This is a genomic window from Rhodococcus sp. HNM0563, assembly GCF_012726195.1.
Lineage (GTDB): Bacteria > Actinomycetota > Actinomycetes > Mycobacteriales > Mycobacteriaceae > Rhodococcus.
Genome location: NZ_JAASAF010000011.1, coordinates 75933 through 101536, shown reverse-complemented (window position 1 = coordinate 101536; position 25604 = coordinate 75933). Strand labels below are relative to the sequence as shown.

General features: G+C 67.4%; 27 protein-coding genes. 8 read left to right on the top strand and 19 right to left on the bottom strand.

Annotated elements, in window-relative coordinates:
* The first annotated feature begins 300 nt into the window (after positions 1-300).
* Complete coding sequence (locus HCA61_RS22365; protein ID WP_169690398.1) at positions 301-975, top strand: helix-turn-helix domain-containing protein; 675 nt, start codon at positions 301-303, stop codon at positions 973-975.
* Complete coding sequence (locus HCA61_RS22360) at positions 972-1400, top strand: hypothetical protein (RefSeq protein ID WP_169690397.1); 429 nt, start codon at positions 972-974, stop codon at positions 1398-1400. The genes HCA61_RS22365 and HCA61_RS22360 overlap by 4 nt, the downstream gene beginning before the upstream one ends.
* Here the strand turns inward: HCA61_RS22360 and HCA61_RS22355 are convergent.
* The 5 genes from HCA61_RS22355 to HCA61_RS22335 all read right to left on the bottom strand — a co-directional run bounded on the left by HCA61_RS22355 (position 1375) and on the right by HCA61_RS22335 (position 7371).
* Entirely contained in the window at positions 1375-2751 is a 1377-nt protein-coding gene (locus HCA61_RS22355) for a cytochrome P450 (RefSeq protein ID WP_169690396.1), read from the bottom strand. The two genes, HCA61_RS22360 and HCA61_RS22355, sit on opposite strands and share 26 nt — an antisense overlap.
* Complete coding sequence (locus tag HCA61_RS22350) at positions 2744-3955, bottom strand: MAB_1171c family putative transporter (protein ID WP_169690395.1); 1212 nt, start codon at positions 3953-3955, stop codon at positions 2744-2746. The genes HCA61_RS22355 and HCA61_RS22350 overlap by 8 nt, the downstream gene beginning before the upstream one ends.
* Positions 3956-4507: an ImmA/IrrE family metallo-endopeptidase gene (locus HCA61_RS22345; protein WP_169690394.1), complete on the bottom strand. Its 552-nt coding sequence runs from the start codon at positions 4505-4507 to the stop codon at positions 3956-3958. It lies immediately after the preceding gene.
* Between the two features lie 478 nt (positions 4508-4985).
* On the bottom strand, positions 4986-6680 hold the full coding sequence (locus HCA61_RS22340; RefSeq protein ID WP_169690393.1) for a hypothetical protein: 1695 nt from the start codon (positions 6678-6680) through the stop codon (positions 4986-4988).
* A 280-nt stretch (positions 6681-6960) separates the two neighbouring features.
* Entirely contained in the window at positions 6961-7371 is a 411-nt protein-coding gene (locus tag HCA61_RS22335; RefSeq protein ID WP_169690392.1) for a DUF6573 family protein, read from the bottom strand.
* Positions 7372-7503: 132 nt separating this feature from the next.
* On the opposite strand from HCA61_RS22335, the gene HCA61_RS22330 reads away from it, so the two are divergent.
* Positions 7504-7935, top strand: a complete 432-nt coding sequence (locus HCA61_RS22330; RefSeq protein WP_169690391.1) for a hypothetical protein — start codon at positions 7504-7506, stop codon at positions 7933-7935.
* A 61-nt stretch (positions 7936-7996) separates the two neighbouring features.
* Here HCA61_RS22330 and HCA61_RS22325 read toward each other — a convergent pair whose 3' ends face one another.
* Complete coding sequence (locus HCA61_RS22325; protein WP_169690390.1) at positions 7997-8443, bottom strand: hypothetical protein; 447 nt, start codon at positions 8441-8443, stop codon at positions 7997-7999.
* Between the two features lie 299 nt (positions 8444-8742).
* Between HCA61_RS22325 and HCA61_RS22320 the strand changes: the two genes are divergently transcribed.
* From HCA61_RS22320 to HCA61_RS22310, 3 genes are all read left to right on the top strand, one after another.
* Entirely contained in the window at positions 8743-10044 is a 1302-nt protein-coding gene (locus tag HCA61_RS22320) for an AAA family ATPase (protein ID WP_169690389.1), read from the top strand.
* The gene (locus HCA61_RS22315; RefSeq protein WP_169690388.1) at positions 10041-10478 is read left to right on the top strand and encodes a hypothetical protein; all 438 of its coding nucleotides are present in this window, start codon (positions 10041-10043) and stop codon (positions 10476-10478) included. The genes HCA61_RS22320 and HCA61_RS22315 overlap by 4 nt, the downstream gene beginning before the upstream one ends.
* A 125-nt stretch (positions 10479-10603) precedes the next feature.
* Positions 10604-11164, top strand: coding sequence for a hypothetical protein (locus HCA61_RS22310; RefSeq protein WP_169690387.1), 561 nt, complete (start codon positions 10604-10606; stop codon positions 11162-11164).
* A 280-nt stretch (positions 11165-11444) separates the two neighbouring features.
* Here HCA61_RS22310 and HCA61_RS22305 read toward each other — a convergent pair whose 3' ends face one another.
* The 9 genes from HCA61_RS22305 to HCA61_RS22265 all read right to left on the bottom strand — a co-directional run bounded on the left by HCA61_RS22305 (position 11445) and on the right by HCA61_RS22265 (position 18029).
* Positions 11445-11789, bottom strand: coding sequence for a hypothetical protein (locus HCA61_RS22305; RefSeq protein ID WP_169690386.1), 345 nt, complete (start codon positions 11787-11789; stop codon positions 11445-11447).
* 198 nt (positions 11790-11987) lie between these two features.
* A complete protein-coding gene (locus tag HCA61_RS26915) occupies positions 11988-12563 on the bottom strand; it encodes a nucleoside hydrolase (protein WP_346777629.1) in 576 nt (191 codons plus the stop codon).
* Between the two features lie 71 nt (positions 12564-12634).
* Positions 12635-13369 (bottom strand): hypothetical protein, encoded by a 735-nt coding sequence (locus HCA61_RS22295; protein WP_346777628.1) that lies wholly within the window; start codon positions 13367-13369, stop codon positions 12635-12637.
* A 287-nt stretch (positions 13370-13656) separates the two neighbouring features.
* On the bottom strand, positions 13657-14613 hold the full coding sequence (locus HCA61_RS22290) for a cytochrome (protein WP_169690385.1): 957 nt from the start codon (positions 14611-14613) through the stop codon (positions 13657-13659).
* On the bottom strand, positions 14610-14945 hold the full coding sequence (locus HCA61_RS22285; RefSeq protein ID WP_169690384.1) for a hypothetical protein: 336 nt from the start codon (positions 14943-14945) through the stop codon (positions 14610-14612). Before HCA61_RS22285 ends, HCA61_RS22290 begins: the two co-directional genes overlap by 4 nt.
* Before the next feature lie 200 nt (positions 14946-15145).
* Complete coding sequence (locus HCA61_RS22280; RefSeq protein ID WP_169690383.1) at positions 15146-15379, bottom strand: hypothetical protein; 234 nt, start codon at positions 15377-15379, stop codon at positions 15146-15148.
* Between the two features lie 84 nt (positions 15380-15463).
* Entirely contained in the window at positions 15464-15907 is a 444-nt protein-coding gene (locus HCA61_RS22275; protein WP_169690382.1) for a hypothetical protein, read from the bottom strand.
* 381 nt (positions 15908-16288) lie between these two features.
* The gene (locus tag HCA61_RS22270) at positions 16289-16522 is read right to left on the bottom strand and encodes a hypothetical protein (RefSeq protein WP_169690381.1); all 234 of its coding nucleotides are present in this window, start codon (positions 16520-16522) and stop codon (positions 16289-16291) included.
* 97 nt (positions 16523-16619) lie between these two features.
* On the bottom strand, positions 16620-18029 hold the full coding sequence (locus HCA61_RS22265) for a hypothetical protein (RefSeq protein ID WP_169690380.1): 1410 nt from the start codon (positions 18027-18029) through the stop codon (positions 16620-16622).
* A 154-nt stretch (positions 18030-18183) separates the two neighbouring features.
* On the opposite strand from HCA61_RS22265, the gene HCA61_RS22260 reads away from it, so the two are divergent.
* Positions 18184-18744 (top strand): hypothetical protein, encoded by a 561-nt coding sequence (locus HCA61_RS22260; RefSeq protein ID WP_169690379.1) that lies wholly within the window; start codon positions 18184-18186, stop codon positions 18742-18744.
* A gap of 377 nt (positions 18745-19121) precedes the next feature.
* Here HCA61_RS22260 and HCA61_RS22255 read toward each other — a convergent pair whose 3' ends face one another.
* The 3 genes from HCA61_RS22255 to HCA61_RS22245 all read right to left on the bottom strand — a co-directional run bounded on the left by HCA61_RS22255 (position 19122) and on the right by HCA61_RS22245 (position 21733).
* Positions 19122-19739: a recombinase family protein gene (locus HCA61_RS22255; protein ID WP_006553200.1), complete on the bottom strand. Its 618-nt coding sequence runs from the start codon at positions 19737-19739 to the stop codon at positions 19122-19124.
* A 128-nt stretch (positions 19740-19867) separates the two neighbouring features.
* A complete protein-coding gene (locus tag HCA61_RS22250) occupies positions 19868-20149 on the bottom strand; it encodes a universal stress protein (protein WP_225623914.1) in 282 nt (93 codons plus the stop codon).
* 12 nt (positions 20150-20161) lie between these two features.
* Positions 20162-21733 (bottom strand): MFS transporter, encoded by a 1572-nt coding sequence (locus HCA61_RS22245; RefSeq protein ID WP_039583601.1) that lies wholly within the window; start codon positions 21731-21733, stop codon positions 20162-20164.
* A gap of 129 nt (positions 21734-21862) precedes the next feature.
* Here HCA61_RS22245 and HCA61_RS22240 point away from each other — a divergent pair, with 129 nt between their 5' ends.
* The gene (locus HCA61_RS22240) at positions 21863-22531 is read left to right on the top strand and encodes a TetR/AcrR family transcriptional regulator (RefSeq protein ID WP_039583585.1); all 669 of its coding nucleotides are present in this window, start codon (positions 21863-21865) and stop codon (positions 22529-22531) included.
* A gap of 23 nt (positions 22532-22554) precedes the next feature.
* Here HCA61_RS22240 and HCA61_RS22235 read toward each other — a convergent pair whose 3' ends face one another.
* Positions 22555-25569 (bottom strand): Tn3 family transposase, encoded by a 3015-nt coding sequence (locus HCA61_RS22235; RefSeq protein ID WP_039583599.1) that lies wholly within the window; start codon positions 25567-25569, stop codon positions 22555-22557.
* Positions 25570-25604: the final 35 nt, after the last annotated feature.

The following is a 25604-nucleotide window of genomic DNA, read 5'->3' as shown; positions in this document are numbered from 1 at the left end:
TCAGATCTCACGCGAATGGAGCGTCCACAGTTAGTTCTCATGAACCGTGCCTGTACTGCGAGAAGCGGTCGCTTCACGTCGGACAGCCGGGAGAACAAGTGTTTCTATCGGACATAATGCTGCGCATCCGTCCCATCGTGCAGCTTCAAAAGTGACACCCTGGCATCATTCGAACAGAGGACATGTCCAAGACAGATGTAATAGCCGCAGCTCATGTGGCGAATAAGGAGGCATGTCGATCGTGAACTTTTTTCGCCATCAATTAGCTTTGATGTCGCTTGGTCCCCTAGGCTGTGAGGCATGAAGGCGTCCAACCGCGTCCGCTTCGGACGTATCGTGCGCGAGCGCCGCGAAGCACTCGGGATGACGCAGGACGACGTCACAGCAGCTGGTGGCCCCTCGGACACCACACAGACGCGCATTGAGCGCGCGGAAGGCAGCGAGCCGACCGCCACCACCCGCAATCGCTTCGATCATGCGTTGCGATGGGAGCCGGGCAGCGCGGCACGTGTGTGGGCCGGCGGACATCCCACCCCTCTGCCCGAACCTCCAGTCCGTCCAGCTTCCCCTGCGCCGGCGTTCGAACTCGGGCCGATGGAAGTCCCTGTTTCGCTCGAGCAGCTCACGGAACTGTTGGAGATCCTGAATTCGTTGACTGTCCTCGCCGAGGAAGACGACGGCAATCATCGGCTGGCCAGCACCACCGAGGCGTTGCAGCGCTTTGTTTCCTCCCTGACCGGGACCTGGGTCACCGACATCCTCGAACGGAACCGTAGTTCGAAGAACGGCATCCCTACCATGATCGAATTCGCGTTCAGCGCGCATCTTGCTGAACCGGTCGATCCTGAGGAACCCTCTGCCGAGGAGCGCTACTACCGGCGCTGGTTGATTGGCCGCGCAAACGGCATACCGGAAGAACTAGCGGCACGATTCGAGGAACGATTCGCTAGCCGCAGAGGAGGCATCGACTCGTGACAGCTGCCGAAGTGGCTACGCGTGTAGACCGGCTGTTCCAGCTCGCCCATGAGTTCGGACAGTCCGAGCGGTCTGCTCAGTCTGTCGCCGCAGCGGTATCCGCTGATCTGGGTACAGAGATCACCGCCGATGACATCATCGCGTTGCGCAGCGGTACCCACCCGGGCGCGGGCGATGACCTCCTCGCAGCCATCGCTCGTGAGTTCTCTGCTCCCGAGAACTACTTGATCGACCTTCCGGGGACCGCGAACTACGACCTGCAGTTCCGCGCGCTGATCGCAGCCCGCGACGCCAAACTCAACGGCATCTGCTTCCGCGGCGGCGATGGCGCCCAGAGCAGCCTCGAATCGCTGGTTACCGAACTCGAGGCGCTGGTGGACGAACACCGCCGCGGCTCCATTACCTCGGACGGAACTCGAGTTTGAGCCCTGCCGGCCGCAAGGTCAGCAGTTCGGCAACCTCCAAGGAGTAGTCCGGGTCGGCCACCAGGTCGTACTGGTGCACGATCGTCGCCAGCGCGAGCTGCATCTCGTGCAACGCGAACTGCCGACCGATGCACGACCGAATCCCGGTGCCGAAGGGCTTGTAGACGTGACCGGGACGTGCCTTGACGTTCTCGGGCAGGAACCGATCCGGGTCGAAGCGCTCGGGGTCAGGCCCCCAGACCGGGTCCCGGTGCAGACGCAGCAACAGGATGAACGCCCAGTCCCCTGCCTTGAACTCGTAGCCGCCAGCCACGGTCGTGTCCTCGATTGCTTCCCGGAAGTAGCCCGGCGCTGCAGGCCACAGACGCAACGTCTCGTCGATCACCCGGCGGGTGTAGCGCAGCTTCGAAACCTGGTCGAAGGACAGCTGCGGCCGGGACCGATCCGGCCACACGGCGTCGATCTCGGCGCGAACCTGGGCGGCAACTTCCGGATGGGTGGCAAGCAGATGCAGCGCGAACGACAGCGCATTCGACGTGGTCTCGTTGCCGGCGATCAGGAAGGTGATCACCTGGTCGCGGATGTTTTCGCGGTCGAGGTTCTTCCCGGTGTCAGGGTCCGGGTTGTTGAGCATCAGGTCGAGCAGATCGGAATGTGTCCCGGTGCCCTGCAGTCGGGCGTCGATCACGTCGTCGACGACCGAGCGCAGGTGGGCGATGTCCTCGACGTTCTGACGGGCCTCTGCGCGGCCGAGCAACTTGCCCAGGATCGGCAGTGGGATCGACGAGCGCTGTGAATAGTCGAGAGCGCGTTGGATGGCTGAGACGAAGGGGTCGACTTCGTCGCGATCGAACGAGCCGAACGAGCGGCCGAATCCGCACCTGCCGATGACCTCGCTGGTCAGCTTGCTCATCTCGGATGTGACGTCGAGGGCCTGGCTCGGGCGTTGGTCCCAGGACTTGAGGAGTTCGGCGAGGGTGGCGCTCATCGTGTCGTGGTAGCCCCGCATGGCGTCCTTGGTGAACCCGGGCACGAGGACGTTGTGGGCTGCGGTCCAGGCGCCGGTTCCATTGTCTGCGGTGAACAGGCCGTTGCCGGCAAGTTCACGCAGCTGGGCGATCGGCCGGCCCACGTGCTTGCGGAATCGGGTCTCGTCGTTGAGGTCAGCCACGACGTCGGCGCCGGACGCGAAGGTCAGGTGCATGCCCATGATCGTGCGGCGGTAGATCGGGCCGAGAAGCTCGTGCATGACGAGGGTCTTCTGGTTGGGCTTGGCGCGATCCATGCCGACTACGTCGCCGACGATGGGAAGTCGTTTGGGGGGATGCGGAATGGTGTTGTGCTCAGCCATGTGGTGTGGACAGCCCGGGCCGCCCATGTCCTTCCGTGGTTGTCTGTTCTTCGGTCTCGGTGCGGAGAGTGTGAGGAGCTAGTACCCATCCTCGGGCCAGTTCTTCAAGATCGAGATGGTTGAGGTCGGAGGGAGTGGCGGAAGACGACTCGGGAGGAGTCCCGGTGCGATAGCCCTCGATCGCCTCCTGCACCGCAAGCGCTGCTGTCACGCCGACCCGGTCGCGCTCACGGATGTGCGACAGGTCGGGGGTGCGCCGGGGAATCAGTCGCGGCGGAAGATAGTCGCGAAGCCGGATTAGGGTGTCCCAGATTTCGATGCTCATTCGCTGAGCGAGCTCGTCGGCGCGGTCGGGGCGCTGTTGCAGGATGACGGTCGGCACAGCGCCGGACAGGTCGTTCCACATGGGGGTGAGACGGCGGACCTGACGGCTCGATTTGTCCAGTCCCATTCGCTCTGCCAGTCGGTTCACCAGCGGGCCGGTCAGTACGAGCGCGATGAGGGTCACTTCGGGCAAGAACAGCACATCGTTCGATTCGCTACGCCAGATTGTGAACGCGTTGCGGTGACCGCCGTAGAGGAAACAGGCGTTGATGATGCGGGTGGTGGAGTCGAGCAGGGAGATCGCGCACGCCACGACGGCCAGCGCGAATCCGACGGCCGCCAGCGCACTCTTCGTTTGCCGTGCCGCTTCGATGAGGAGCACCGCCCCCGCGCTGATCGCGACGATCGTAGGGGCCGCATAGACCACCATGTAGGCGATCAGCTGCCATCCGCCATGTTGTTCGAGCGTCTGTCCGGCGGCACGGGCAGGTGCAGAGAGCGGGAAGAGCGCGAGTCCCATGGTCAAGACCACGGTATAGACGATCGGCTGCGTTTCGGGCCGGTGCCATGCGGCGGCGAGACCGGTCGTCGATCGTTCCGCAGGGGCGGCCCAGAGCGCGCATGCGCCGATGATCGCCGCACTGGCGAGCATGGCGAACATGTGGGTTGTCTGACGGATAACTGACGGATCCACGAGGTGCTCGGCCAGCTGGTCCTGGATGTGGGGGTCACGCAGGAGTGCACAGAATCCCCAGAAGACGAGCATGGTCGTCAATCGCTGGTCGAGGCGCGAGTGTAGGAACAGCGCCCGTAGCAGGGCGACGGTGAGAAGGATGATCATCATCGGCCACTCGATGGCGGCCGGCAGTGTCGAGGTCATCTATCGACCCCGAAGCAGCCGTAGCGCCCGACCGACGCGCGTGGCAACTTTCGGGTTGCTGGATCGGACACCGATGCCCAGGTGTTCGACGTCATTGCGCAGTAGGTGCAGGGCAAGGAGCTCGGCCTCCTGTTCTTCGGGTCGGTCGTAGTTTGTGCGGCCGAAGACCTTCTTCACGAGTTCGGGGTCCACGTCGGGAGCGAGTTCGCGGGCCAGGGCGTGGCGATCGGTTTCACCGTCGTCGTGGTTGAACAGCAGGTGTGCGAACTCGTGGTAGGTGATGAATCGTGATCGGGTCTCAGGTGTGTCGAGGGGGTAGTAGACGATGTCGCGGTCCTCGCAGACAAGGGTCCACCCACATGGAGCGTCGACGTGCTGATCGTCCGGTCGGGGCCGCATCTCGATGGGGACGCCGCGGCGGCGAGACAACCACGTCCTGAACTCTTCGAATGACCACGGGCCGGGCATCGACTCGTGGATTTCGACAAGCAGTTCGTCGACGCGCTTCCGTGCGTTTGGGTCCGTCTGCTCACCTGGGTCGTACTGCGCCACCCCTGGTTACCTCCATCTCGCGCGCCCCCCGGGCTATCGCTACGCGGATTGCATGGCTCGATCGTCGCTCCACCATACGATCACCGCTGCGCAGGGCATGAATCGAGGCGGGTTCGTGGGGTTTTTTCGTTGCTCCGTCAGCATCACCTTTGGGCAATCCGAGTGCAAATTGTTGCTTTGTCCCGAATCGTTGGCGCACCCGATTGAAACATAAACTTGTGCTGGCTAAGGCGCATATGAGCCACCAGGTATGGCAGGCAGCAGAATCACGAAGCAACTTTTAAGCCACATTGGGGCTTTGCGTAAGCCACATCTTGTGCCATACTGATCCCGCGCCCCACGGGGCCGCACACATACAGACCCCGGCTTGCCGGGTCGGCCGAAACATGCCGTACGTGCCGCTGATGCTCATGCTCACGCTGGCGCGAGTCGTAAAGAGCCTCAGCCCCCACCACATGGTGGGGCTGAGCTATTTCCACTACCTGCGATTTTCCGACCTCAACGCAGTCACCGCCGCGGCACCGATGAGCTGCCCAATGCGGCTCGGGTCCTCGATCACGGCGACTTCTGCCCCCTCGGGCGGCGTCATCCCACCGGCCTCGGTCACAAGCCACAGGATCCGCACACCAGCAGCGACCAGCCTCTCCGCCTCCTCGCGCACCGCGGCATCGTTCGGAAGGTCACCGTCCGTCACCACCACGACCATCCGTGCGCCGTGATCGCGGCCGAGGGCGAGCTCGCGGTCGAGGACGCGCAGCGCAGCCGGCAAGCCGGTGGACCCGCCGCCGATCGACGGCACGGGGACCGATCCACTCACTGCCGTGACCGGGAGCAGTGACGAGGTGTGATTCCAGGTCACTGTTGCGGCCTTGCCGCCGACCTGCCGTACTGCCCGGGCCAGCGCCCACGCCGCCACCGCAGTGGGCGCAGCGAACGGCTCCATCGAGCCGGAAATGTCGAGCGCGACGCCCACGACCAGGCTCGGGGTGTCGACAGTCCGCCGGCGGGTGTTCTCCCAGGGGGTCGCGGTCGGCCGCACCCGAGCATGAATCTGTCCCCGCCGCCGCACCAGCTGCGAGGTTCGCAGACGACCCGGCGGGGTCGACGACGGCGTGCGGGTCACGTCGACAGCGCGCAACGCCGCCGATTCGAGGCTCCGGGTCAGGACTTTCGCGTGCTTGTGATCGTCAGCAGTCGGGCGGCGGCGGCGAGACTCGTGCGAACCCTGGCGGGCGGTGCGCTGGTCCTCGACGGCCTGCGAGGTGTGGGCCTGACGCGCTGCACGGGCAGCCACAGCCGCGGGAGACGGATCGACGATGCCGGCCGCTGCACGCAACTCCTGGGCGGCGGCGACAGCGACAGCAGTCAGTGCGGCCGCGAGCGGGCCGTCCCCGGGTGCGCCGTGGTGCGCACCGCAGTCATCGTCGCCGTCGTCGGTCCCACCGCTCTGCGCATCGTCCCCGAACAGCGAGGCGATCTTCTCGGCCGCGGCGGTGATCGTCGCTGTGTCGCCGTCTTCCGCGGCGATCGCGCGGTCGGTTTGTTCGGCGATCACCGCGATCTGCTCCACGGTCAGCCACGGCGCCAGCACGGCGTCCAGGTCTGGCAACGACTCCGCGTCGAGCACGCCGGCCAGAACGCGGCCACCGAGCAGGACCAGGGTGCGGGCTGCGTGATCGGTGCTGGTGGGGTCGATCTGCCCGAGCAGGTGCAGCGCCGAGGCCTGCAACCATCGGCGGGCCTGGGGGTTCCCTGCGGCCACTCGGCTCTCCATGCGCGGCTCCTCGAGCAGCGCTGCCCACTCCGCGACCGCCCCGCTCAGGCCGTAGCGGCGGCTGGTGTGGGTGGCGTGGCCTGCCTCATGAGCGAGGACGCCGGTCAGCACCGGGAAGCGGGCTCGGTCCCGCTCGTCGCGCAGATCGATTCGGTCGGGGTCGGGCCGGCCGGGCATCGCTTGGGTGGCGTCGAGGGCGATGCGGGCGGTGCGGTGGTTGAACACACCGGCGGGCTGCCCACTGCCGGGATGGTGAGGGAGCACCGATACGAGGACGTCGCGGCGCGGGGTGAGTGTGTCGACCCAGTCGGTCAGTCGGGAGCCGAGCTGCCGCCATTGCGGATGGGAGGGGCTCTCCCACGCGGCGTGGGCGAGCGAGGCAGTGGCTGGGGCGGGCATCGGGGCTCCTGGCGGTCGTGGGTTCGTGATTGCACTGATCGTCTCGGCGCCGGTCCTACGGTGTTGCAGGCGAGCGCTCCGCGGTGCAGTCCGGCCGTTCCCGCCTGGCGCGCGGCGGCGCAGGGCCACGGCAGGGGCGGACAGCCTGCGCGGCGGGCGGTGCCGCCACCGGCACGCGATCGCGTGCCGGCGGGGGTCGCTGCCCGTCTGTTCTCTTGATGGCACCGCCCCGGATCGTCGGACGTTCCGGGGCGGTGGTGAGGTGCTGCCGTGAACGGCGTCAGCGGTCCACTGGGGCCGTGATCGTCAGCACCGGCTCGTAGTTGTCGCCGGGACCGACGGAGATCCCGAGGGTGACCGGCTGAGGTTCCTCAGCGTCGCGGCGGTTCGGAACGACGTACACGGTGAACTCCTGCAAGCCCGTCAGGCGGAGCCGACTGGCGCGACGCAACGCCACGGCCGCCATTGTCAGGACGTCCCACTGGCGGCCGGTCTCGTCCTGCATCGCACCGTTCGCGGCGTCCCAGGTCACGGCGGCATCCCACGCGTGGGCCGCAATCGCGACCGGGTACCGGATGCCCTGCTCGGTGGCGAGCTCGGTGACGTCGTGCAGAACACCGTCCGCGATCGCGTTGGCGCGACTGTAGGTGTGGATGACCTCGAGCTGGTCGATGGCTCGTGCACTGCTCATGTGTTCCTCCGTGGATGTGTCGTCATGCTGATGGGGATGACGTTATGGCGTTGACTGCGAGGGTGTTTCACATCGAATCTGCGGAGATGGGGTGAGCCACGACGCGGTGGATCGTGCGGGTTAGGGTTCCTCGTGGTCGACATCAATGACGTTCAGTTCGGCGAGATCAGGCCGTCGGAAGTCCCCTGGACTCGGCGCGCGAATGATGGCGTGCTGTACGTCCTCGAATTCAGTTCGGGGTGGGTCAAGGTCGGGCGGACAGCGGCAACGCGCTCCGATGACGCCCGGATCGTCCAGGTCGGCCGCATCTACCGCGAGGTCCGCGGGTGGGAGATCACGAACAGCTGGGTGTCCGAGGTGCCGCTCTCGACGGTACGGCGCGCCGGCCAGCGGAGCGCCGACCTGGACGATGCCGAGGCCAGGGTGAAGCGCCATGCCGCCGACCTTGGGAGGCGTCTGTCCGAGGTCGATCCGATGGGCTGCACCGGGGAGACCGAGGTGTTCTACGGTCCGGCGTTCTCCTACCTGCGTGCGTACGCGGATGTCATCAGTCGCTGCACCTGATCGCGTCCCACAACGAACGAACGCCTCCGACTGCGCGGGTCGGAGGCGTTGGTTCAGCGACTCAGGCGGCGGCCGCGAACAGGTCCGGGCTGTCGACGGCGAACTCGGCGACGTGCGCTGCGAACAGGTCCGCCCACGCCTTCTTGCTCAGTGGGGCGCGCTGACCACGGCGGATCTGGCGCTGATGCCAGTCGTTGTCGAATGCCTGCCGTTCTGCGATGACGGTACGGGCGTGGCCGACAGCCGCCGCCTCCGCCGCATCGCGAGGCCTGGGGATGCGCGGGTATCCGGAGCCGGGGCAGTCGTCGAGGACCTTCCGCGCGGCGGCGACGGCACTCTTCGAATGCGGGACGCCCAGCTCGGGGGCCAGGTAGCGCATCTCGGTCATGGTGCGGGTGTCGACGACGGTCGGCTCGTCGGCGGTGAGGACCCACACGGTGTGCATCTTCGGGCCGGGCGCCCAGATTTCGCCTGCGGCGGGTGCGCCTTTGAGATCGGTGTAGTGCATCCCCTGCTCCTCGTCATCTCGCGATCGTGAACGCTGCCGACACTACGAACTTCACGCGGAAGGTGTTGCAGCACCGGTGATCCCAATTTCTGGGTTGACCATCTCCGCGCCGCGGACAGCGCGCATCCAACGCGGGGAATGCGCGCGCATGGGAGCGCCTGAGCGAGGGGCGCGGTGGGCATCCAGGGGGTGCCGGCGCAACCCGATCACACCGCCTTCGAGGTCTGAAACACCTTGGCGTGGCGGTCCATACGTTGGTGGCACACCGATCACGACCACACCACCAGGAGAAGCACGCCATGACCACGACCGTCGCCGGATTCGCCGTCCAGGATCCGAATAGCCCGGAGCAGAAGGTGTACGCGGCATTCGTGTACCGCGACGGCTCGTCGTTCCGATTCGCCACCGCCTCCGGAGGCTTCGCCAACTGGGTTGGCAACCGGATGCGCGTTCAGTCCAATAAGCAGTACGCCTCGGTCGACACCGCGGTCGCCGCGATGGCCGATGTGTGGACGAAGAAGTGCTCCAAGGGCAGCTATGACACGGTGCTCGCCGGGCCGGTCGCATTCGACGTCGCAGCGATCGGTGAGATCGACCCCGCCGAGCTGGTCGCCGTCGCTCAGGGCGAGAACGCTGTGCTGTCGGCTGACGTCTCGACCGTCGAGGCCGTGGTCGCTCAGGCCCTCTCCCCAATGCCGGTATCTGCCTCCGCTGCCACTGCGGCACCGTCGGCGGCCCGGGTGACCGGCCTGACCGTCGACCCCAGCGAGCGCAACGGGATCGTGCTGCCGAACGGGCACACGATGTACCCGCGGCAGGTCGCCGGGCACACCGACGTCGCCCTCATGCGGCACCTGCGCGCCAACTCGCCCGACCTTTTCGTGCGCCTGCACGGCCCCGCCGGCGGCGGCAAGTCCACCGTCCCCTACGGCGCGTTCGGCACTGATCTTGTCGTGATGCAGGGCCACGGCGACACCAACGTCTCGCACTTCGTCGGCCAGTACCTCCCGCTGCCCGACGGCGGGTTCGAATGGCGTGACGGTCCGCTGACCCGGGCGATGCGCGAAGGCAAGGTGTTCTTCCTCGACGAGGCCTCCCGCGTGCCGTCCGAGACCATGGCCGTGCTCATGTCGGTGGCCGACGGGCGCCGCACCCTGAACATCGACGATCTGCCCGGTTCCGAGCCGGTCGTCGCCGCTGACGGGTTCTGGATGGTCATCGGCTACAACGAGTACGGCCAGGGCGTCCGCCCGCTCGATGACGCGATCAAGCGGCGGTTCCCCATCGCGATCGAGGTTGCCGCGGACTTCACCGCCGCGGAGGCAGCCGGGGTAGACCCGAAGCTGATCAAGGTCGCCCGCAACCTGCACACCCGCAACGCCGAGGAGAAGAACGACGGCGGGCTCGGATGCTGGGTGCCGCAGATCGCGGACCTGCTCGTCACGCAGAAGGTCCTCGATGCCGGGCTCGGGCTCGAGGTGGCGCTCGCGACGATGCTCTCGGCATGCACCGATCCCGACAGCGTCGAGTGGGTGCAGGAGGCGATCAATGACGTCTACGGGCTGGGTGTGCAGCCGCTTGCGCTCGGTGGTCGGGCATGACAGTCATCCGACCGAACATGCGGCAGCAGCTCCCCGTCTGGCGGGGCGGTGCCGTGTTGCGCCCGCTCAGCGCATCCGGTGTCGACTTCGACAGGTACACCCGATTCGGGGTGATCTTCGACGACGAGCCCGACGAGGATGCGGTGGCCTACCTCGAGCAGGTCGTGGGGTACGCGTGGGCAGCGAACATGGCCGGCGTCCCGACGATCGACGAGGGGCGGGTCTCGGTGCACGACACCACCGTCGTGTTCGACGCCGACATTCGGCTGCGCCGCGGCCGAACCCGGACTCGCGAGGAGGCCACACGGGCGCTGGCCGCGCAGGTGCTGACGTACTACGCGGGGGGCTCACCGGTTCGCCGGGACGGTCTGCGACTGGTCGACCGACCGGACGACGTCGTGCTTCCGGAACTGGTCGGGTTCGTCGTTGGCTGACCGACACCCCAGCCGGCCGTGTGCCCCGAGAGCGCCCGAATGCATGTGCAACACCGGCCAGAGCTAGAAGCGAAAGTGGTTGCACCGGTTCGGAATCGCCGAACCACCAGCCCTCAGGAGGCAGCATGTCGGTCACCTTCACCCCCGAGATCGAGCCCACCGGCTTCGACGTCACCGACGGTGAAGGTGGCCGGGAGCGGCACACCACCCGGGAGGCCGCGTACGCCCGCGTTTCCGAGCTCGAGACCACCCGTGAGCCGCTGCCCGGCTGCACCGATCCCGAGACGGTTCGCGCTTACGGGGCGTACATGGTCGAGCCTGTGCACGGCGACCAGGAGATTCCGTGGGTGAATACGTCGAATGCGAACGCACGTCACCTGCTGCGGTTGCTCGGTCTGCTCCCGGGGCTCGGCGCGGGCGACGTCGTCGGGGCGGGCGAGATTGGTGAGCTGCCGCTCGCTGGTGAGGACGAGCTGTGGGGTGAGGATTCGTGCGAGCAGTTCCTCGGACGCACCCTCCTCGCGCTGGCCGCACCCGCGTCCGCTGGTGTACCGGCGCGCGCGATCACACCTCGGATGATCGACTGCGGCCGCGCCGAGGGCTATGACAGTCGTCGTCTCACTCAGCTGCACGACCTTGCGGTCTGGGCGATCGAGAACGGGGCCGACCGCATCACCTGGGGGTGACCTCGGGAAGGCCGGCTGCCCCTACGGGGGCGGGCCGGATCCCGGACAGCCTGACGTCGGTGCTGCGGCGACGTCGTAGGGATCTTGATCGAGCATTCCCAAGCGGGACGCATCGATGTCGTGCTTTCCGAGGACTGGGCGTAGGCCTCCGGCCTCTTGGGCGGCAGGCGATGGCTACGGTGACGTGCGGCCGCCGAGAGCGAGCAGTGCCGCTGGTTCGCCGGATCGCAGTGGGCGGGGCCGCTCCCCTGGAGCAGCCCCGCCGGAACAGCGACTGAACTCAGAAGCGGGCGAGTTCGACGCGGTAGACCCCGCCTTCGGGGTTGATCGGTTCGAAACGGTCGGCGATGGCGCCGCGCAGGTTCGTCACGTACACCGCGACGTCCTCCGCCCGCTCCTCAACCTGCTCCATCAGTGACATGCCGTCAGCGGCGGTGACATCGGCGAGGTCGTGGTGCGGGCCCTGGTCGCCCCAGTCGAGCAGCAGGTGCGTCGCGGTCGGGACCGCTTCGCGCAGCAGCGCGGCGATCAGCGCCATGCTGGTCGTCTCGATCTCGAGATCCGCATTGGAGTGCTCGTCGTAGAGCTTCGTGAGGCGAGCCTCGAGGCCAGCGATGGTGGTCATGCAGTTCTCCTGCGTGAACTCGGCGGGTTGGATTCGACGCCAACGCTATGAACGCGGCGCGGCCGTGTTCCACCGCTACTTGTCGGCGCGCTGACCTGTGTGGATCCCCAGCAAGGCGAGATGTCACATAGTGTTTTCTGGTCCGGGGACTCCGACGCTGCAGGTCAGAAGGAGATGATGAGCGATGTCGACTGCCGATCAACCTGCGGCGATTTCGTTGTCAGACCGTCTGTCTTTGCTGTTCCGGGTCTGGCATCGGCCCGAGGTCGCGGAGGCATCGTCCGCTGACGTCGCTGCCGCGGTCACTGCTTCGGGGTTCCTCTTGACGCGGCCACGGTGGACGCACTGCGCAGTGGCGAACAGCCCACCGCCTCCCCTGCGGTCCTCGAAGCGATTTCGTCGTACTTCGGGACACCTGCCACCTATCTGACTGATCCGGATCCGCGGGACGTGCACGAGCAGCTGCTGCTCCTCGAGAAGTTCAGGGATACCGGGGTCCGGAGCATTCACCTGCGCGCAGGATCTGGTCGACGGCACTGTCATCGGCTGGGGTGATGCCGGTGGGGGACTCATCCCGGCGTCTCCGAGACCGTCAGCGCCGTGTGGGGATGGTGTGGTGGGTGCGGGTCCGGTCCGCGGCGATCCGATGGTGACCGCGATGTCGGTGCGGCCGGCGGCGGCCAGGACGGTGATCGCGTTTGCGGCGGCTTGCTTCCCGGTGCAGTTGCCGAAGACGGTGCCCACTCCGATCAACTCTGCGGGGTAGGCGAGCACGGTCAGCAGTGCGAGTGCGTCATCGATGCCGGTGTCGGTGTCAACGAGGACAACCGGTCGGCGGCGGCCGGTTACGACTGGGCGCGTCGTTGGCGGCGTTCCTTGTGCCGCTGCTTCATTCGGGCGACATGTGCCTGCTGCCACTTCTTGTGCTTGCGCTGGTGCTCCGCTTCGGCCTCGTCGAAGATCGGGCGGGCTTCGGCGCGCTGCTTGGCGAGCTCGTCCGCGGGGCGGGGTCCGCGCTCGATGACCGACAACAGGTTGTCGGCGAGGTGCTCGACGACGAGCTGGTCGAACTTCCATACAGGACAGCCCTGCTCGGCGAGCATCGCGACAGCTTCGGGACCGTCGTCGATCCAGGCCACGACCGGTGACTGGTCCTCGTACTTGTCGACCCACTTCCACCAATGCCGGCGCTTGATGTCGAGGGACGGGCGGACGGTGCCGTCGGTCCAGAAGTCGCGGCACTCGATATGTCCCGGAGGCAGGGACTTCTGCCGGATCCAGTAGTCCGTGGTCTGCATGAAGGTGTCGAGACGCGTGGTGGTGTACGCGATGGTGAAGCCTGCGTCGACGAGGTCACGGACGAGGCGCCCGCCAGCTCGGTTGAGCGCGGCGTCGCCGAAGTGGCTGTGGAAGGCCTTCCAGTCCCGGTCCTTGTACTTGGGGGCCTGAATCAGGTGCGCGAACTCGTCCATGTTGGCCAGTGGGCCATCGATGTCGATGACGACTGTCGGTCCCGGCGCGGGTGGGTCTACCCAAGGGGTCGGGCGGTCGAGAAACCGTCCCTTGTTCGGCTGACCCACTCTCATCCTCCAGCTGTCGTGTCGTAACGCACCCATGAGAGTAATGGGATAGATGCATCAAACTGGAAACGGCTCGCGCGTTTCTCCAATGGCACTGTCCTGCGCCTTCACGGTCTGTGCGGGTGCTGGGCGGCCTGGTCCGGACACTCGATCAGTTCCGGTTGGGAGTGTCGTTCCGCTTGGCTTCAACCGATGTTCTTGGACGACACGGGCACTCACTGGAGGCCCCTGGACAGCGCATCTGCCGTGAGGTCGAGCCCCCGGGTTCGACCGGGGGGCTCGACGGGTCATGCAGCGGCACCTGCTGAGCCTAGGTTGAGAGGGACCAGGGTTTCGTCCGGCCATCGGGCGGCGGATGGTGGGGGCCGCAGCGGAGACAGGACGTCGGCCATGTCGACGTCGTGGTGGGACTGCCACAGTGCCCGCAGTCGCTGGAACTTCGTCCACAGCAGATCGTGGAGGTTGGGGTTGATCCGTTGGACGTCGACGCCCGTGTCCGAAATGCCGATGCCGACGAGCATCGCGGGCTTCCCCCAACGCCACGGTTCCCACATACCGGGGGCCTGCGGGTCGGTGCAGTACTCCTGCGCGTTCATCCCCGCCACGAGCTGTAGCCCGACCTTGGGGTCCAGTCGCTTGGGGCGGTTGTCGAACGATTCCTTCGACTTGTAGTCGCCGATGATCATCAGACCGTTCGTCTCGAATCCGATGTCGATGGTGCCGGCGTATCCCCCAGTGTCGTGATTCCAGACCGTCGCTTCGCAGAAGACGGGCCGGACCTGGTATCTCATCACCCAGTCATCGAACTGCGCGGCGTAGCCGAGTTCGTTGTGCGCGGCGAGTCGATCCCGGGCTTCGGTGATCTCGTCGAGAGTGCCGACTCCGAGGTAGTAGCGGGCGACCTGTTCGGCGTAGTCGTGCACACGATCGCCCCGCTCAGCCGCCTGGTCGGCCAACCAAGCACCAGTCCCTGCGACCGCTTTGCGCGCTGCGCGGTCCACGTCGCGGTTGCGGGCGCGGGCTTCGTCGATGGCGGCGATCACGTGCGGATACCGGGCCAGTGCGTCACCGCCGTCGAGGTACGCCTTCATCGCGTCGGCCGCGACTCGGGCGTGCCAGCCGTGCAGAGTGTCCGGGGCCTCCCCCAGAACGGTCGTGATCGAGGGCACGCGCGGCAGGTCCCCCACAAACCGGCCGTACATCCGCCCCCACTCGGTCGCGTGTGCGAGCCTCGGCTGGGTCACGACGCCGCCCGCGGGCACTCAATCGGTTCGACGGTCGGAGCTGGCAGAGGCAGCGGGATCGGCGGGGCGAGGGGCGCGGTGAGGGCGGCGTCGATGTCGATGACGTACCGGCCTGTTGGCGGATGCGCTGCGGAGAACGCTGCGATGACGTCTGCGTCGAGTTCGAGCGCGTCGAGCGCACCGTACATTCCGACGGTGAGCACAGCCATCGTGTCCCACGTGGGGACTTCGGTGAACTCCGCGAGCTCCAGGGTGATGGTGGTTGCCTCGGGTACGACGAGCAGCACCGCAGCAACAAGATCAAGTTCGGCCTTATCGGTATGTGTGTGCACCGTGGCTCTCCATTCAATGCGGGGGTGTGAGCAGATCCGATGCGCAAAACGTATGACGGAACCTCTCCACGTGTTGCACAGCCACAGCCACGAAAACTTGTGACATTCCCCGAAGCGAGGCGAACCCTCGGGAACAGACGGACAGCGCTCCGGCCCGGCAAGCCCGTGCGCAGTTCCCAGCGACGGGCCGGCGGTGCTGGTCACACGTGGATGAGGACCGCCTCAGCGACTGCGCCGGTGACCTCGTTGTGGCGCTCCATGTCCTCGTGCAAGTGCCCCTCGGAGTCGCCGTGGTCGTTGATGACGGTGACGATCTCGCCGGGCGTGAGGCCGCCGAGTCCGGGGGCGGCCTCGGCGATCTCTTCGGGCGTGTAGCTGCGCTCGTAGACGATGGTCTCGGTGATGGTGACGCGGATACGTGGCTGATCGCTCATGCGGACTCCTGGGCGGGCGAAGTGAGATGGGTGGTTGGAGGCCGCTGCGCCCCGTCCGAAGGGTCAGGTCGGGGCGCAGCGGGGTCAGGCGGCCAGATGGGCGACGGAGCGCTCCGCGAGGCGAATCTCGCTGGCCAGGGCCTTGATGTAGATCGCGTTGCGCGGGGGCAGGGGCTGGCCATTCTCGCGAAGGCGACGCTCGACGCGGGCCTGGTCGATTGCGTCGCGCAGCCAGCGGGTGGCGTCGTGGTGGACGTGACCGCGGAGTTGCCCGAGATCGATGTTCATCGCGTCCCACAGGCGCTGGTGGCTGCGGCTCCACACGGTGGCGGTGCCAGCGGCGGGGCGGGCGCGCAGCAGGTGGGCGGCAGCGGTCGCGGCGGAGATGAACAGCTTGTGCTTGGTGGCGGTGATGGCCGGGTCCACGCCGAGGAACGCGCCGTCGACGTCGACGAGGTAGCCGGTCTCGGTGTCGATGCCGTGAATCTCAGCGAAGTTGGACTTGGTGGGGATCACGGGAGCGGGCATGGCGGGCAACCTCTTTCGGTCGTTCTCGGTGCTGTCGGGAACGACTTTGCCGATGAGGGTCGGCGGGTGTTGCACTCACAGTTCGCCCGCGGCTGGCCGGGGGATACCCACGCAGCCAGCGGGTTTCCCCGATGCGCCTGCCGGCGATCCGCGGACAGCCCACCTCTCACCTGCCCGCCTGGGCGCGGGGTAAGCGCTTGGAGGAGAAACAGCTCGGCGGGAAGCCAAACTACGTCGTCAACGGTGGTCATCGGCAGGCCCTTGGTTCTGCCGTGGACGCTGCGATGGTCCCCGCGGTGGTGTGGTGGTGGCGCGAAGATGCCCCGACGGTGCCGTGGGTTCACTGGTATCGGTGCAGGTGTCGAGGCGCCGCGGGCGGTGTCAGATGCTCGACGCGACCACTGCGTAGGCGACGAGGAACATCAGTGCGACGCCGCTGACGCCGGCGACGATGCTGGCCGCGGTCGGGTGGTGTGCCATCCACTCGTCCAGGCTCGCGAGGAGCTCCTCCTCGAGTGTGGCCGGGGCCGGTGGCCGCGCCACCTCGAGGCGGGTGCGGTGGCGCACCACCGAGGCGGCCGGTCGGTGGGTGGCGGTGTACGGGAGGTGCGCCATCGTGAATTCCCCTTAGTTTCTACTGTCTCAGTCGATTTCGGTCGATTGAGACGTTAGAAACGAAAACCCACCCTGTTGCAGGCGCGACAGCCGGAGTTCAGGCGGTGACGCAGAGCCCGAAGATCAGGTTCCGATGCTCCGGGTCGGCGCGGTACCCGTGGTGTCCCTGGAGTCCCCCGTGGGATCCCCCGAACACCGACTCCATGCCCATCGACATCACCTCGCTGTGCACCTCCGACTTGTAGTCCTTGCCGACATAGGCGTCGACGAACTCGTCGGGGCGCACGACCTCGTTCTTCGCGTACTTCCGGAGCGGGTGCAGGGTGCCGTCAGGGTTGCTGGTGCGGCGATCGCGGAAGCTCAAGCAGGCGGGCCCGATACGTGGGTTGATCGCTTCCATGCGGTGCGACATCTCGTGGATGGCGACGCGCCTCGTCTCATCGGGGCCGGCGACGGAGGTGGGTACCCGGAGTTCGGACATCACCGCGACCGCGTTATTGGTCATGCGCAGCTTCCACCCCCAGCGACGGGTCTCGGGGTCGCGGACAGCGACCCACTTGGGGCTGGTGCCGTCGGGCCAGTCCAGTTCCCGCATCCGGTCGACCGGTGACTTGTCGGGTGCCGGGGGCATCGCCTTTCGGGTCGCCCAGGTCGGCTCGCTGGCACGGTCGTCACTGTAGGGGTAGTCGGTGGTGTCGCTGATTCGAACCATCGATATGTGCTGGTAGTAGGCGCGGGCCTTGGACTCTTTCACCAACAGCCGGGTGTTCTCCGACGAGTCTTTCATCCATGCGGAGGGGAACGCGGTGGCGGCGTTTGCGGTGACCGACTGGGCGCGGGCGGTGGTCATCGGATGAACGTCGGGGACGACAGTGCCGTACTCGCGGTAGCGGCCCAGGACTTCGGCGGCGATGCGTCCTTCCTCGGCGCCGCGGCGCAGCTCGAGGTTGTCGACCTCGGTGCTGGCGGCGCGGATCGCCGCGGTGCGGGAGTTGAATTCGTCGGTCATCTCCCGAATCTGGGCTAGCCGCTCGACGCGTTCGACCGGGGGCAGCCGGCGCATCTCGGTGGTCAGGTCGTGGATCTTCTGCTCGACTGCGCGCTTCGCGGTGATCTGCTGCGCGAGCATCTCTTTGACGTGGGCTCGGGCCGCGTCGATTCGGCCGAGTTCGGTCGGGTCGAGTCGGCCGGCGATCTCGGCGTCGACCTGGCTGGCGATGAGTGCGCCGGCGTCGCGGACAGCGGCCTCGTAGCGGCGCACCGACTCCACGGTGGGGTTGGCGGTGTACGCGGCGTAGGCGTCATCGACGGTCTGGCGGGCGGCGGCGATGAGTTCGGCCGTGGACTCCCCCACCAGGACGGTGTCGTCCGGGTCGGGGCCGGTGGGGTCGACGACGGCGGCGGCCTTCTGCGCCGCGTACAGCGCCCGCCGGTATTCGCGGCGCCGCTCGCCGCGCTGTGAGGGGCATCGACGTGGCCCTCCCGGATCGTTGATCCCATCACACACGAACTTCTCTCCCTGTTCCCCGACCGGATTTACCTGTGGTTTCGGTGTCCCGTCCGCCCGAGGGAGGGGGTCGAGAGGTGATCGAGTAGGTGCAACGCGCGCAACGGGGCAAGATTGCGTAGCCACCGCTACCACTGGACGACGAAGGGACCGCATGCCGCCGCGCGACCAGCTCGCCGACCTCAGCGATTCGGAGTTCGTGCGCGCGATCCTCACCGAGCTCGACCGCCGCCCCACCTTCGAGGCCGTCCGCGACCAACTCGCCACCCTGCTGTCGATGGGGCCGACGCTGACCGCAGTCACCGAGGCCGGCGTCGGACAGCTCGTCGAGCAGGCCCTCGCCGCGGCCCGCGCCGAGATCGCGGAACAGAACGTTGTGCTCAGCCAGCCCTTGTTCACCGCGGTGGAGGTCGCCGAAGCCGTGGGTGCGCGCGGATCGAGCAACCGGGTCGTCGCATCGCGGTTGCGGTCGCGCGGGGAGATCGTCGGACTGGAAGTGCAGGGACGATTTCTGTTCCCGGCGTTCCAGTTCGACGTCGAGCGGGCGCGGGTCCACCCCGTGGTTGCCGAGGTCAACCGACAGGTCACCGAGCACGGTGATGGATGGGCGGTAGCCCGCTGGTGGATGACCACCGTCGAAGGGCACGCTCCGGCCAGCCTGATCGACGGCGACCCGGAGCTGCTGCGGGCGCGAGCGGCCCTGTTCTGCGGGTAGCCGGATCGCGCCGGCGCCCGTGAGGCTCCGGGAGCGCGGGGCACAGCCCTGCAGCAGGAGCGGCGGGCGTCGACGATTCATGAGCCGAATGGGACCACGAACGTTCTCCACCCGAAGCTGCGCTGACTGATCGGGGTAGCCGTAGCATTTGCCGAAAATCGGGCGGATATGGCGTAGTGCCCGGTCGGTGATCCGCTCGGCCTGTTGGGTCGAAACGATCGTCTGTCTCGCCACCGGCTCCTGGCGGGCGCGGCGTATCCGCCCAGCTCGCCGACGATCCGATTCGGGCCAGAACTCGTGTGGGACGTAAGGGCCCGCAACCCAAGGTTGTCAGGAAGTGCAAAGTAGCGGGATCCTGACGACAGGCTGGTGAATTCTCAGGCTCGTGGTGCAGCACTGCTGACGATGCGGTGGATGGTGGAGCGGCCGACGCTGTATTCCTCGGCCAGGTCCGCCAGGCTCGCGTCGTCGGCGGGGTCGTGGTAGCGGCGGTGGATTGTTTTCCGTGCCGTGAGAGGAAGTTTCGGCTGCTTGCCCTTGAGCCTGCCTTTCGCGCGGGCCTTGGCCATGCCCTCGCGGGTGCGTAGGTGGTTGAGGTTGGCCTCGAATTCGGCGACCATGGCCAAGGTTTGCAGGAAGAGCTTGCCGAACGGGTCGTTCCAGTCGTAGATCGAGCTCCCGAGTCCGAACAGCACCTCGCGCTCGCGCAGTTCGGTCAGGGTCTGGCCTGCTTCGGCCATGTTGCGTGCGAATCGGTCGAACTTCGGCGTGGTCAGCACTACCTGTCGCCCGTCGATGGCCGCCGCGGCGGAGGTGACGGCGGCGAGTGCGTTGTCGAGCCCGGCCCGGTTCTTGCGGGTGGTCCCGGAGAACCCTTTGTCGATGAAGATCCGCTCACGCGGCACTCCGAGCGCCAATAGCTGCTCGGTTTGGATCTCGACGTCTTGTTCGTCGGTGGAGCAGCGGCAGTATCCGACGCGGAACGGCTCACCCATGCCGAAAGTGTTCCAGATAGCGGGGGCTGACCGGCACAGTCAGCGGAACACCTCTACGGAACACCGGTGAGCTGGGCCGACGTTGGCTCTGCGTGGTGTTCCGGTGGCCGATCCGGTTACGGAACAGGTCAGGGGGTGTTATCGGTGTGTGGGGGTGTGTTGTGGGTGAGGGCGTGCTGGTGGGCGGTCCGCAGGATGGCCTCGGTGGGAGTGGTGCCGCGTAGCTGGTAGGCGTCGGGTCCGAGCCGGTCGAGGTCCGCCCCGAGCTCACGTGCGTCGATGGGGTGGCGGGCGCAGATGATCAGGAGCCGGGCGTGGGTGGCGTGGGCGAGTTCGGCGGCGTGGTCGACCACACGGTAGGAGCGGTCGGATCCGTCGGTGTCGACGATGATCGTGCGATAGGCCGTCATGACGGGCGTCTTTCACGAGAAGGGAGCGTGTTTTGCGGGGGAAATGGTCGAGATGTATCGGCGGCGTGGTGCGCGGCCGGGGGCCAGTACTGCCAGCACGATCGCCCCGACGGTGGTGAGGGCGGCCAGGGCGAGCGCGGCCTGGCCGCTGCCGTGCACGAACGCGGCCTTGGCGAACTCGGCCAGCGGTGCGGCCACCGGTCCGGCCTGGTCGGCGACCTGCAGCGCCGCGGCCAGGGAATCGGCGACCGGGCCGCGGGCGGGCTCGGGCAACTGGGGCAGGGCGGGCTGGATGCGGTGGGTGTAGCCGGCGGCCAGCACGCTGCCGGCCACGGCGATCCCGATCGCGGCGCCGATCTCGCGGGCGGCGTCGTTGACCGCGGCGGCGACCCCGTGTTTGGCCTCGGGGGTGTCGGCGACGATGGCATAGGTCGCCGGCGCGGTGCACAATCCCAGGCCCGCGCTCATGATCAGCAGCGGCCACAGCAGGTCGAGGTAGTGCGCGGCGAGTGTCAGCCGGCTCACCAGCACCAGCCCGGCGGCGATGGTGAGCAGGCCGGCCACGGTCATCACCCGTAACCCGACCAGGCTCGACAGCCACGGCGCGATCACCGAGATCACGACCAGCGGCACCACCATCGGCGCCAACGCCAGCGCCGAGGCCAGCGGCCCGTAACCGAAGACCAGCTGCAGGTACTGCACAAGCAGCAGGAATACCCCGAAGGTGACCAGGAACTGGATGGTCACCGACAGCGACCCGGCACCGAAACCACGGCGGGCGAACAACCGCACATCCAGCAGCGGCGCCGCCGAGCGCAGCTCGACGACCACGAAGGCCGCCGTCGCGGCCACGCCGACCCCGGCGGCGGCGGCGACGAGCGGGTCGGCCCAGCCGCGCGCGGGGAACTCGATCACGGCGAACACGATCGCCGCGACAGCGACCGCCACCGCCACCGCGCCCACCCAGTCCACCTGCGGATGCTCGCGCTGGCGGGACTCGGCGATGGTGCACGCCAACCCCGCCAGCACCGCCCCGGCCACGGTCAACCCTACGAACACCGATAGCCACGACCATCGTTCGAGCAGCACCCCGGCACCGAGAATCCCCAGTATCGCCCCGGATCCGGCGACCCCGGCCCATATCCCCACCGCCCGGCCGCGATGAGCGGGGGCGAACCCTGCAGTGAGGATCGACAGCGTCGAGGGCATCACCAGCGCGGCGCCTGCCCCGGCCAGCGCGCGCGTCGCGATCAACCAGGCCGGGTCGGACAGCAGCAGCGGCAGCGCCGAGGCGGCGGCGAACACCACCAACCCCACCACCAGCACCACGCGGCGCCCGTAACGGTCACCGACGGCGCCGGCGGGCAGCACCAGACACGCCAGCACCAGCGTGTAGCCGTCGACGATCCAGGTCAGCTGGGCTTGGGTGGCCCCGGTCGCAAGCGCGATCTGCGGCAACGCCGAATACAACGCCGCCATCGCCGCGACCACCAGCGCCACCGCCAGGCACGACACCGCCAGCATCCACCACTGGGCCCTGGTCCAGCGGGCGATCTCGACAGTGTCCGTTCCGGGTGTGGCCACCGGCACCTCCCCGACTTTGAAGACCAACGGTATCTGTACGAGACCATTCGTATCATAGTGGTTGGGGGGTGGGATAGAGTTCACCCATATCAAGAGTTCAACGACACGAATTCGGAGGAAGGCGCGTCCATGACCGACTCAGGCCCGGCGGCGACCGACCCGCTCGCCGCGGACGACGAGCAGGCCGATCCGCGACTGGCGCGCTCACGCAACCGGTTGCTCGACGCGGCCACCCATCTGCTGTCCACCGGCGGTGTCGAGGCGGTCACCGTCGAGGCGGTCACCCGCGTGTCGAAGGTCGCCCGCGCCACCCTCTACCGGCACTTCGGCAGCACCACCCAGCTGCTCGCGGCGACTTTCGAACGACTACTTCCCCAGGTCGACACACCGACCGGCACCGGGCCCGTGCGTGAGCGGCTCCTGGCGCTGCTCGCCAGCCAGGCCGACCTCATCGAACAGGCTCCGGTGCAGATGACCACCCTGGCCTGGCTGGCGATGGGTTCCATCGGCGAGGACCACCCCGACCCGGCCGCGGTCACCTCGCTGCGCGCGCGCGTCATCGAGCAGTACCGCCACCCGTTCGACCAGATCCTCACCAGTCCCGAGGCCCGCGCGATGCTCGGCGAGCTCGACACCACCTTCGCCATCATCGAACTCCTCGGCCCGATCGTGTTCGCCCGTCTCACCGGATTACGCAGCATCGACCACGACGACTGCACCCGGCTCGTCGACAACTTCCTCACCGCCCACCGAACACCCACGCCAGCAGACACCGCTATCGACATCGCCACGCCGTAACCACGGGCCCCGGTTCCGCGCGGTCAGAACAAGGTGTCGCGCACCCGCAGCGGCCGGTACCCGGTCGGGCCCAGCTGGGCCAGCTCGGCGTCGATGTCGACCTCGATCGCGCCGAAGAAGTTGATGTTGGCACTGTGGGCCGGGCTGATGTGGGCCAGGACCTCGTCATCGATACGCTGCCCGGTCCGGCGCATCTGCTCGACAGCGAACCCGTAATACTCTGTGGTCCAGGCGATCACAGCGTTGGTCGTCAAGGTCAGGCACCAGGCCTGCTCGGTCTGGTCCTCGAGGTGGCGCGCCCGGATCATCCCCTCATGGGCATAGAGCAGGTCGCGGCGCAGCGCGTGCAGCGACTCGCCCTTGTTGAGCTGCCGCGAGATCTTGCGCCGGTAGTCCGGATCGGAGAGGTATCTCGCGGCGTAAATGGTGCGCCGCAGCGCCCCGTACTCCTTGAGCGCCGCGGCCAGGGTGTTCTGCCGCCCCGACGCCGACAGCTTGCCGACCAACAGCGACGCGGTGGCGTGCCCGAACTTCAGCGATCCGGCCAACCGCAGCAGATCGTCCCAGTGCTCGGCGATCAAACCCAGGTTGGCCTTGCGGGTCATCAGCGGGCCCGCGTGCGGGAACCGGGCCTCGGCCTCGGCGCGCGGGCCCGGCCGGTACAGGGTGATCCGCCCCAGATCCCGGATCCGTGGCGAGAGCTGCATCCCGAGCAGGTCGAACAACCCGAAGTTGACCAGGGTGACCCCGTGGGTGTCGGTGGCGTGCTCGGTGATCGGCAGATCGGTGGCGTTGCCCAGGATCTCATCGAGCACGTAGTGGGCTTCGCGTTTGGTCGCCACGATGACCTTGGTGCCGTAGGTGGCGTGGGTGTCGCTGACATGGGTGTAGGTCGACAGGCCCTCGCTGGCGAAATAGCGGCTCAACGGCCGCGCCGTGGTCGACTTACCGCGCGTCGGGAAACGCTGCCCGTCGCTCGACGACAGTGTTCCGGCGCCGAACACCGCGGTCAGCGGCAGCCGCTGGTGGTAGCCGACCAGTACCAGGTTGGCCGCGCGCAGGGTCTCCTCGCGCACATACCACTCGTCGGTCCAGGCCAGGATGTCGTAGGTGATTCCGCACGCCTCGGCCATCCGGGTCAACCCCAGGTTCGTCGAGTGCGCCAGCAGTACCGCGATCAGGTTGCGTTTGAGCTCCGGCGTCCGGGTGGCCTGACCGCCGGCGTGGGTGAAGCAGTCCAGGTAGCCGGTGCGTTTGTCCAGCTCGATCAGCAGCGACACGATCGGCGCGAACGGCAGCATTTCGGTCAGCTCGGCCTTGAGCGTGATCGCCTCGGCGGGAACATCTTCCGCGCTCAGCGGCGAGATCACCAGATCCCCGCCCTCGTCCAGCCGGACCGGGCCGTCCCCGCCGGCCAGCACCTCCTCCAGCTCACCGAGAGCGTCGTGCAGTTCGGCGACCACGGTGGCCAGCGCGACGCCAGGATCGGCGGATCGCCCGACCAGGCCGCAGAACTCAACGCGTTGCGGTTCCCACTGCCCGGTGGTGAGCAGGTAGGCGGCCGGGTCGGCGTAACGGCGCGAGCCCGGCACGAACACATCCCCGCTGCGCAACCCGTCACGCAATCCGAGCAGCACACACAACTCCCAGTAGTGCCGATACGCGGTCGCGCTGCCGGATTTGCGGGCCTCGTCGAGGTAGCCGCGCCACTTCATCGGCACGAACCCGGTCGGGGCGTCATCGAAGACCTTGCGCCGCCCGGTCGCGTTCAACTCGCGCAGCATGTTCACCGCGATCAGCAACTCGGTCGCGGCGGTACCGCCGCAGAAGCGCACCGCTTCGAGCACCGCGGGGGTGAACTGACGCAGGTAGTTGTAGGAGGAATCCAACGCCGCCAGATGCCCGTGATCACGCGGCAACCTGGGCTTGGCCTGGGCGATCGCCGCGCGCAGGCGCTCCCACCCGATCTTCTCGCCGCGGATCAGCGCACCGATCTCCTCATCCGGAACGCCGGGGTCGGTGACGATTTCCAACAGATCGTCCAGCAGCGCCTGACGGTCCTCTCCAGTCTTTCCTCGTTCGGCCAGCCGCTGCTGCATCTTCCGTTCGGCAGCACCGAATTTCACCGAGATCGCCTGATCGAACAACGCCACGACCTCATCGAGGACATCGGTGCCGGACTGGGCCAGCACCGTGAGCAGGATCGGATACCGGCGTTGCGGATCCCGACGTTGCAGCGCTTGCGGACTCAGGCGCCGGCCCATCGTGGCCAAAAACCGGCGCCGCTCGGCGGGCAGCACCGACATATCCAGCCGATCAGCGCCCAACCCGCGCAGGAAACCCAGCTTGTCGACCTCGGCGCGGACCGCGGCCGCCGAGGCCTCCACCGGCCCGGTCGACAGCCACCGCAACCGCGAGATCCCCAGCGAAGCGTCGGTGACAAGCAAGCCGTCCAACTCCGCGCACCGCGCCGCAGTGAACTCGTGAGCGAGCCGGTCATAGGTTTCGGTCTGGGCCTGGTGGCGGGCGTGGGCGACCCGCTCGACCACGGTGACCGGGCCTGGCCGGATCACCTTCGCCGAGATCAGATACTCACACGCCAGCCGGAACAGCAGAGTCGGGGAATCGTGCTCCATCGCCCGCGCGAGCAGGAACTCATCGAGCTCCTTGAACTCGAGCGCACCGACCGCACGCCATCCCAGGTACCGCGCGGCCAGGCGCACATGCTCGGTGCGGGTCTTGGCTCGCCTGCCGTAGGCACCGATCACCACCGGATCCAACCGCAACTGCTCGGCGACACGAGCCACCGCCACCGGCGGAGCCGTGACCAGCCGATCCGGCACGAATCCCAGCCACGGCAGCGTACACAACGCGATCGCCAAGCCCAGCCGCTCGGCTGGGCCCCGGCCCCGGCCCGGATCCACGAACGCCAGATCCGCAGGCGTCAGCGTGAAGTACCGGAACAGCTCCTCGCGGCTGATCTCCGGGAATCCCCGCAGTCGTTCCAACTCCTCGTCCGCGAACATCCGCGTCGCCACGACCTCAGCCTCCACCAGCACCGACCAACATCATC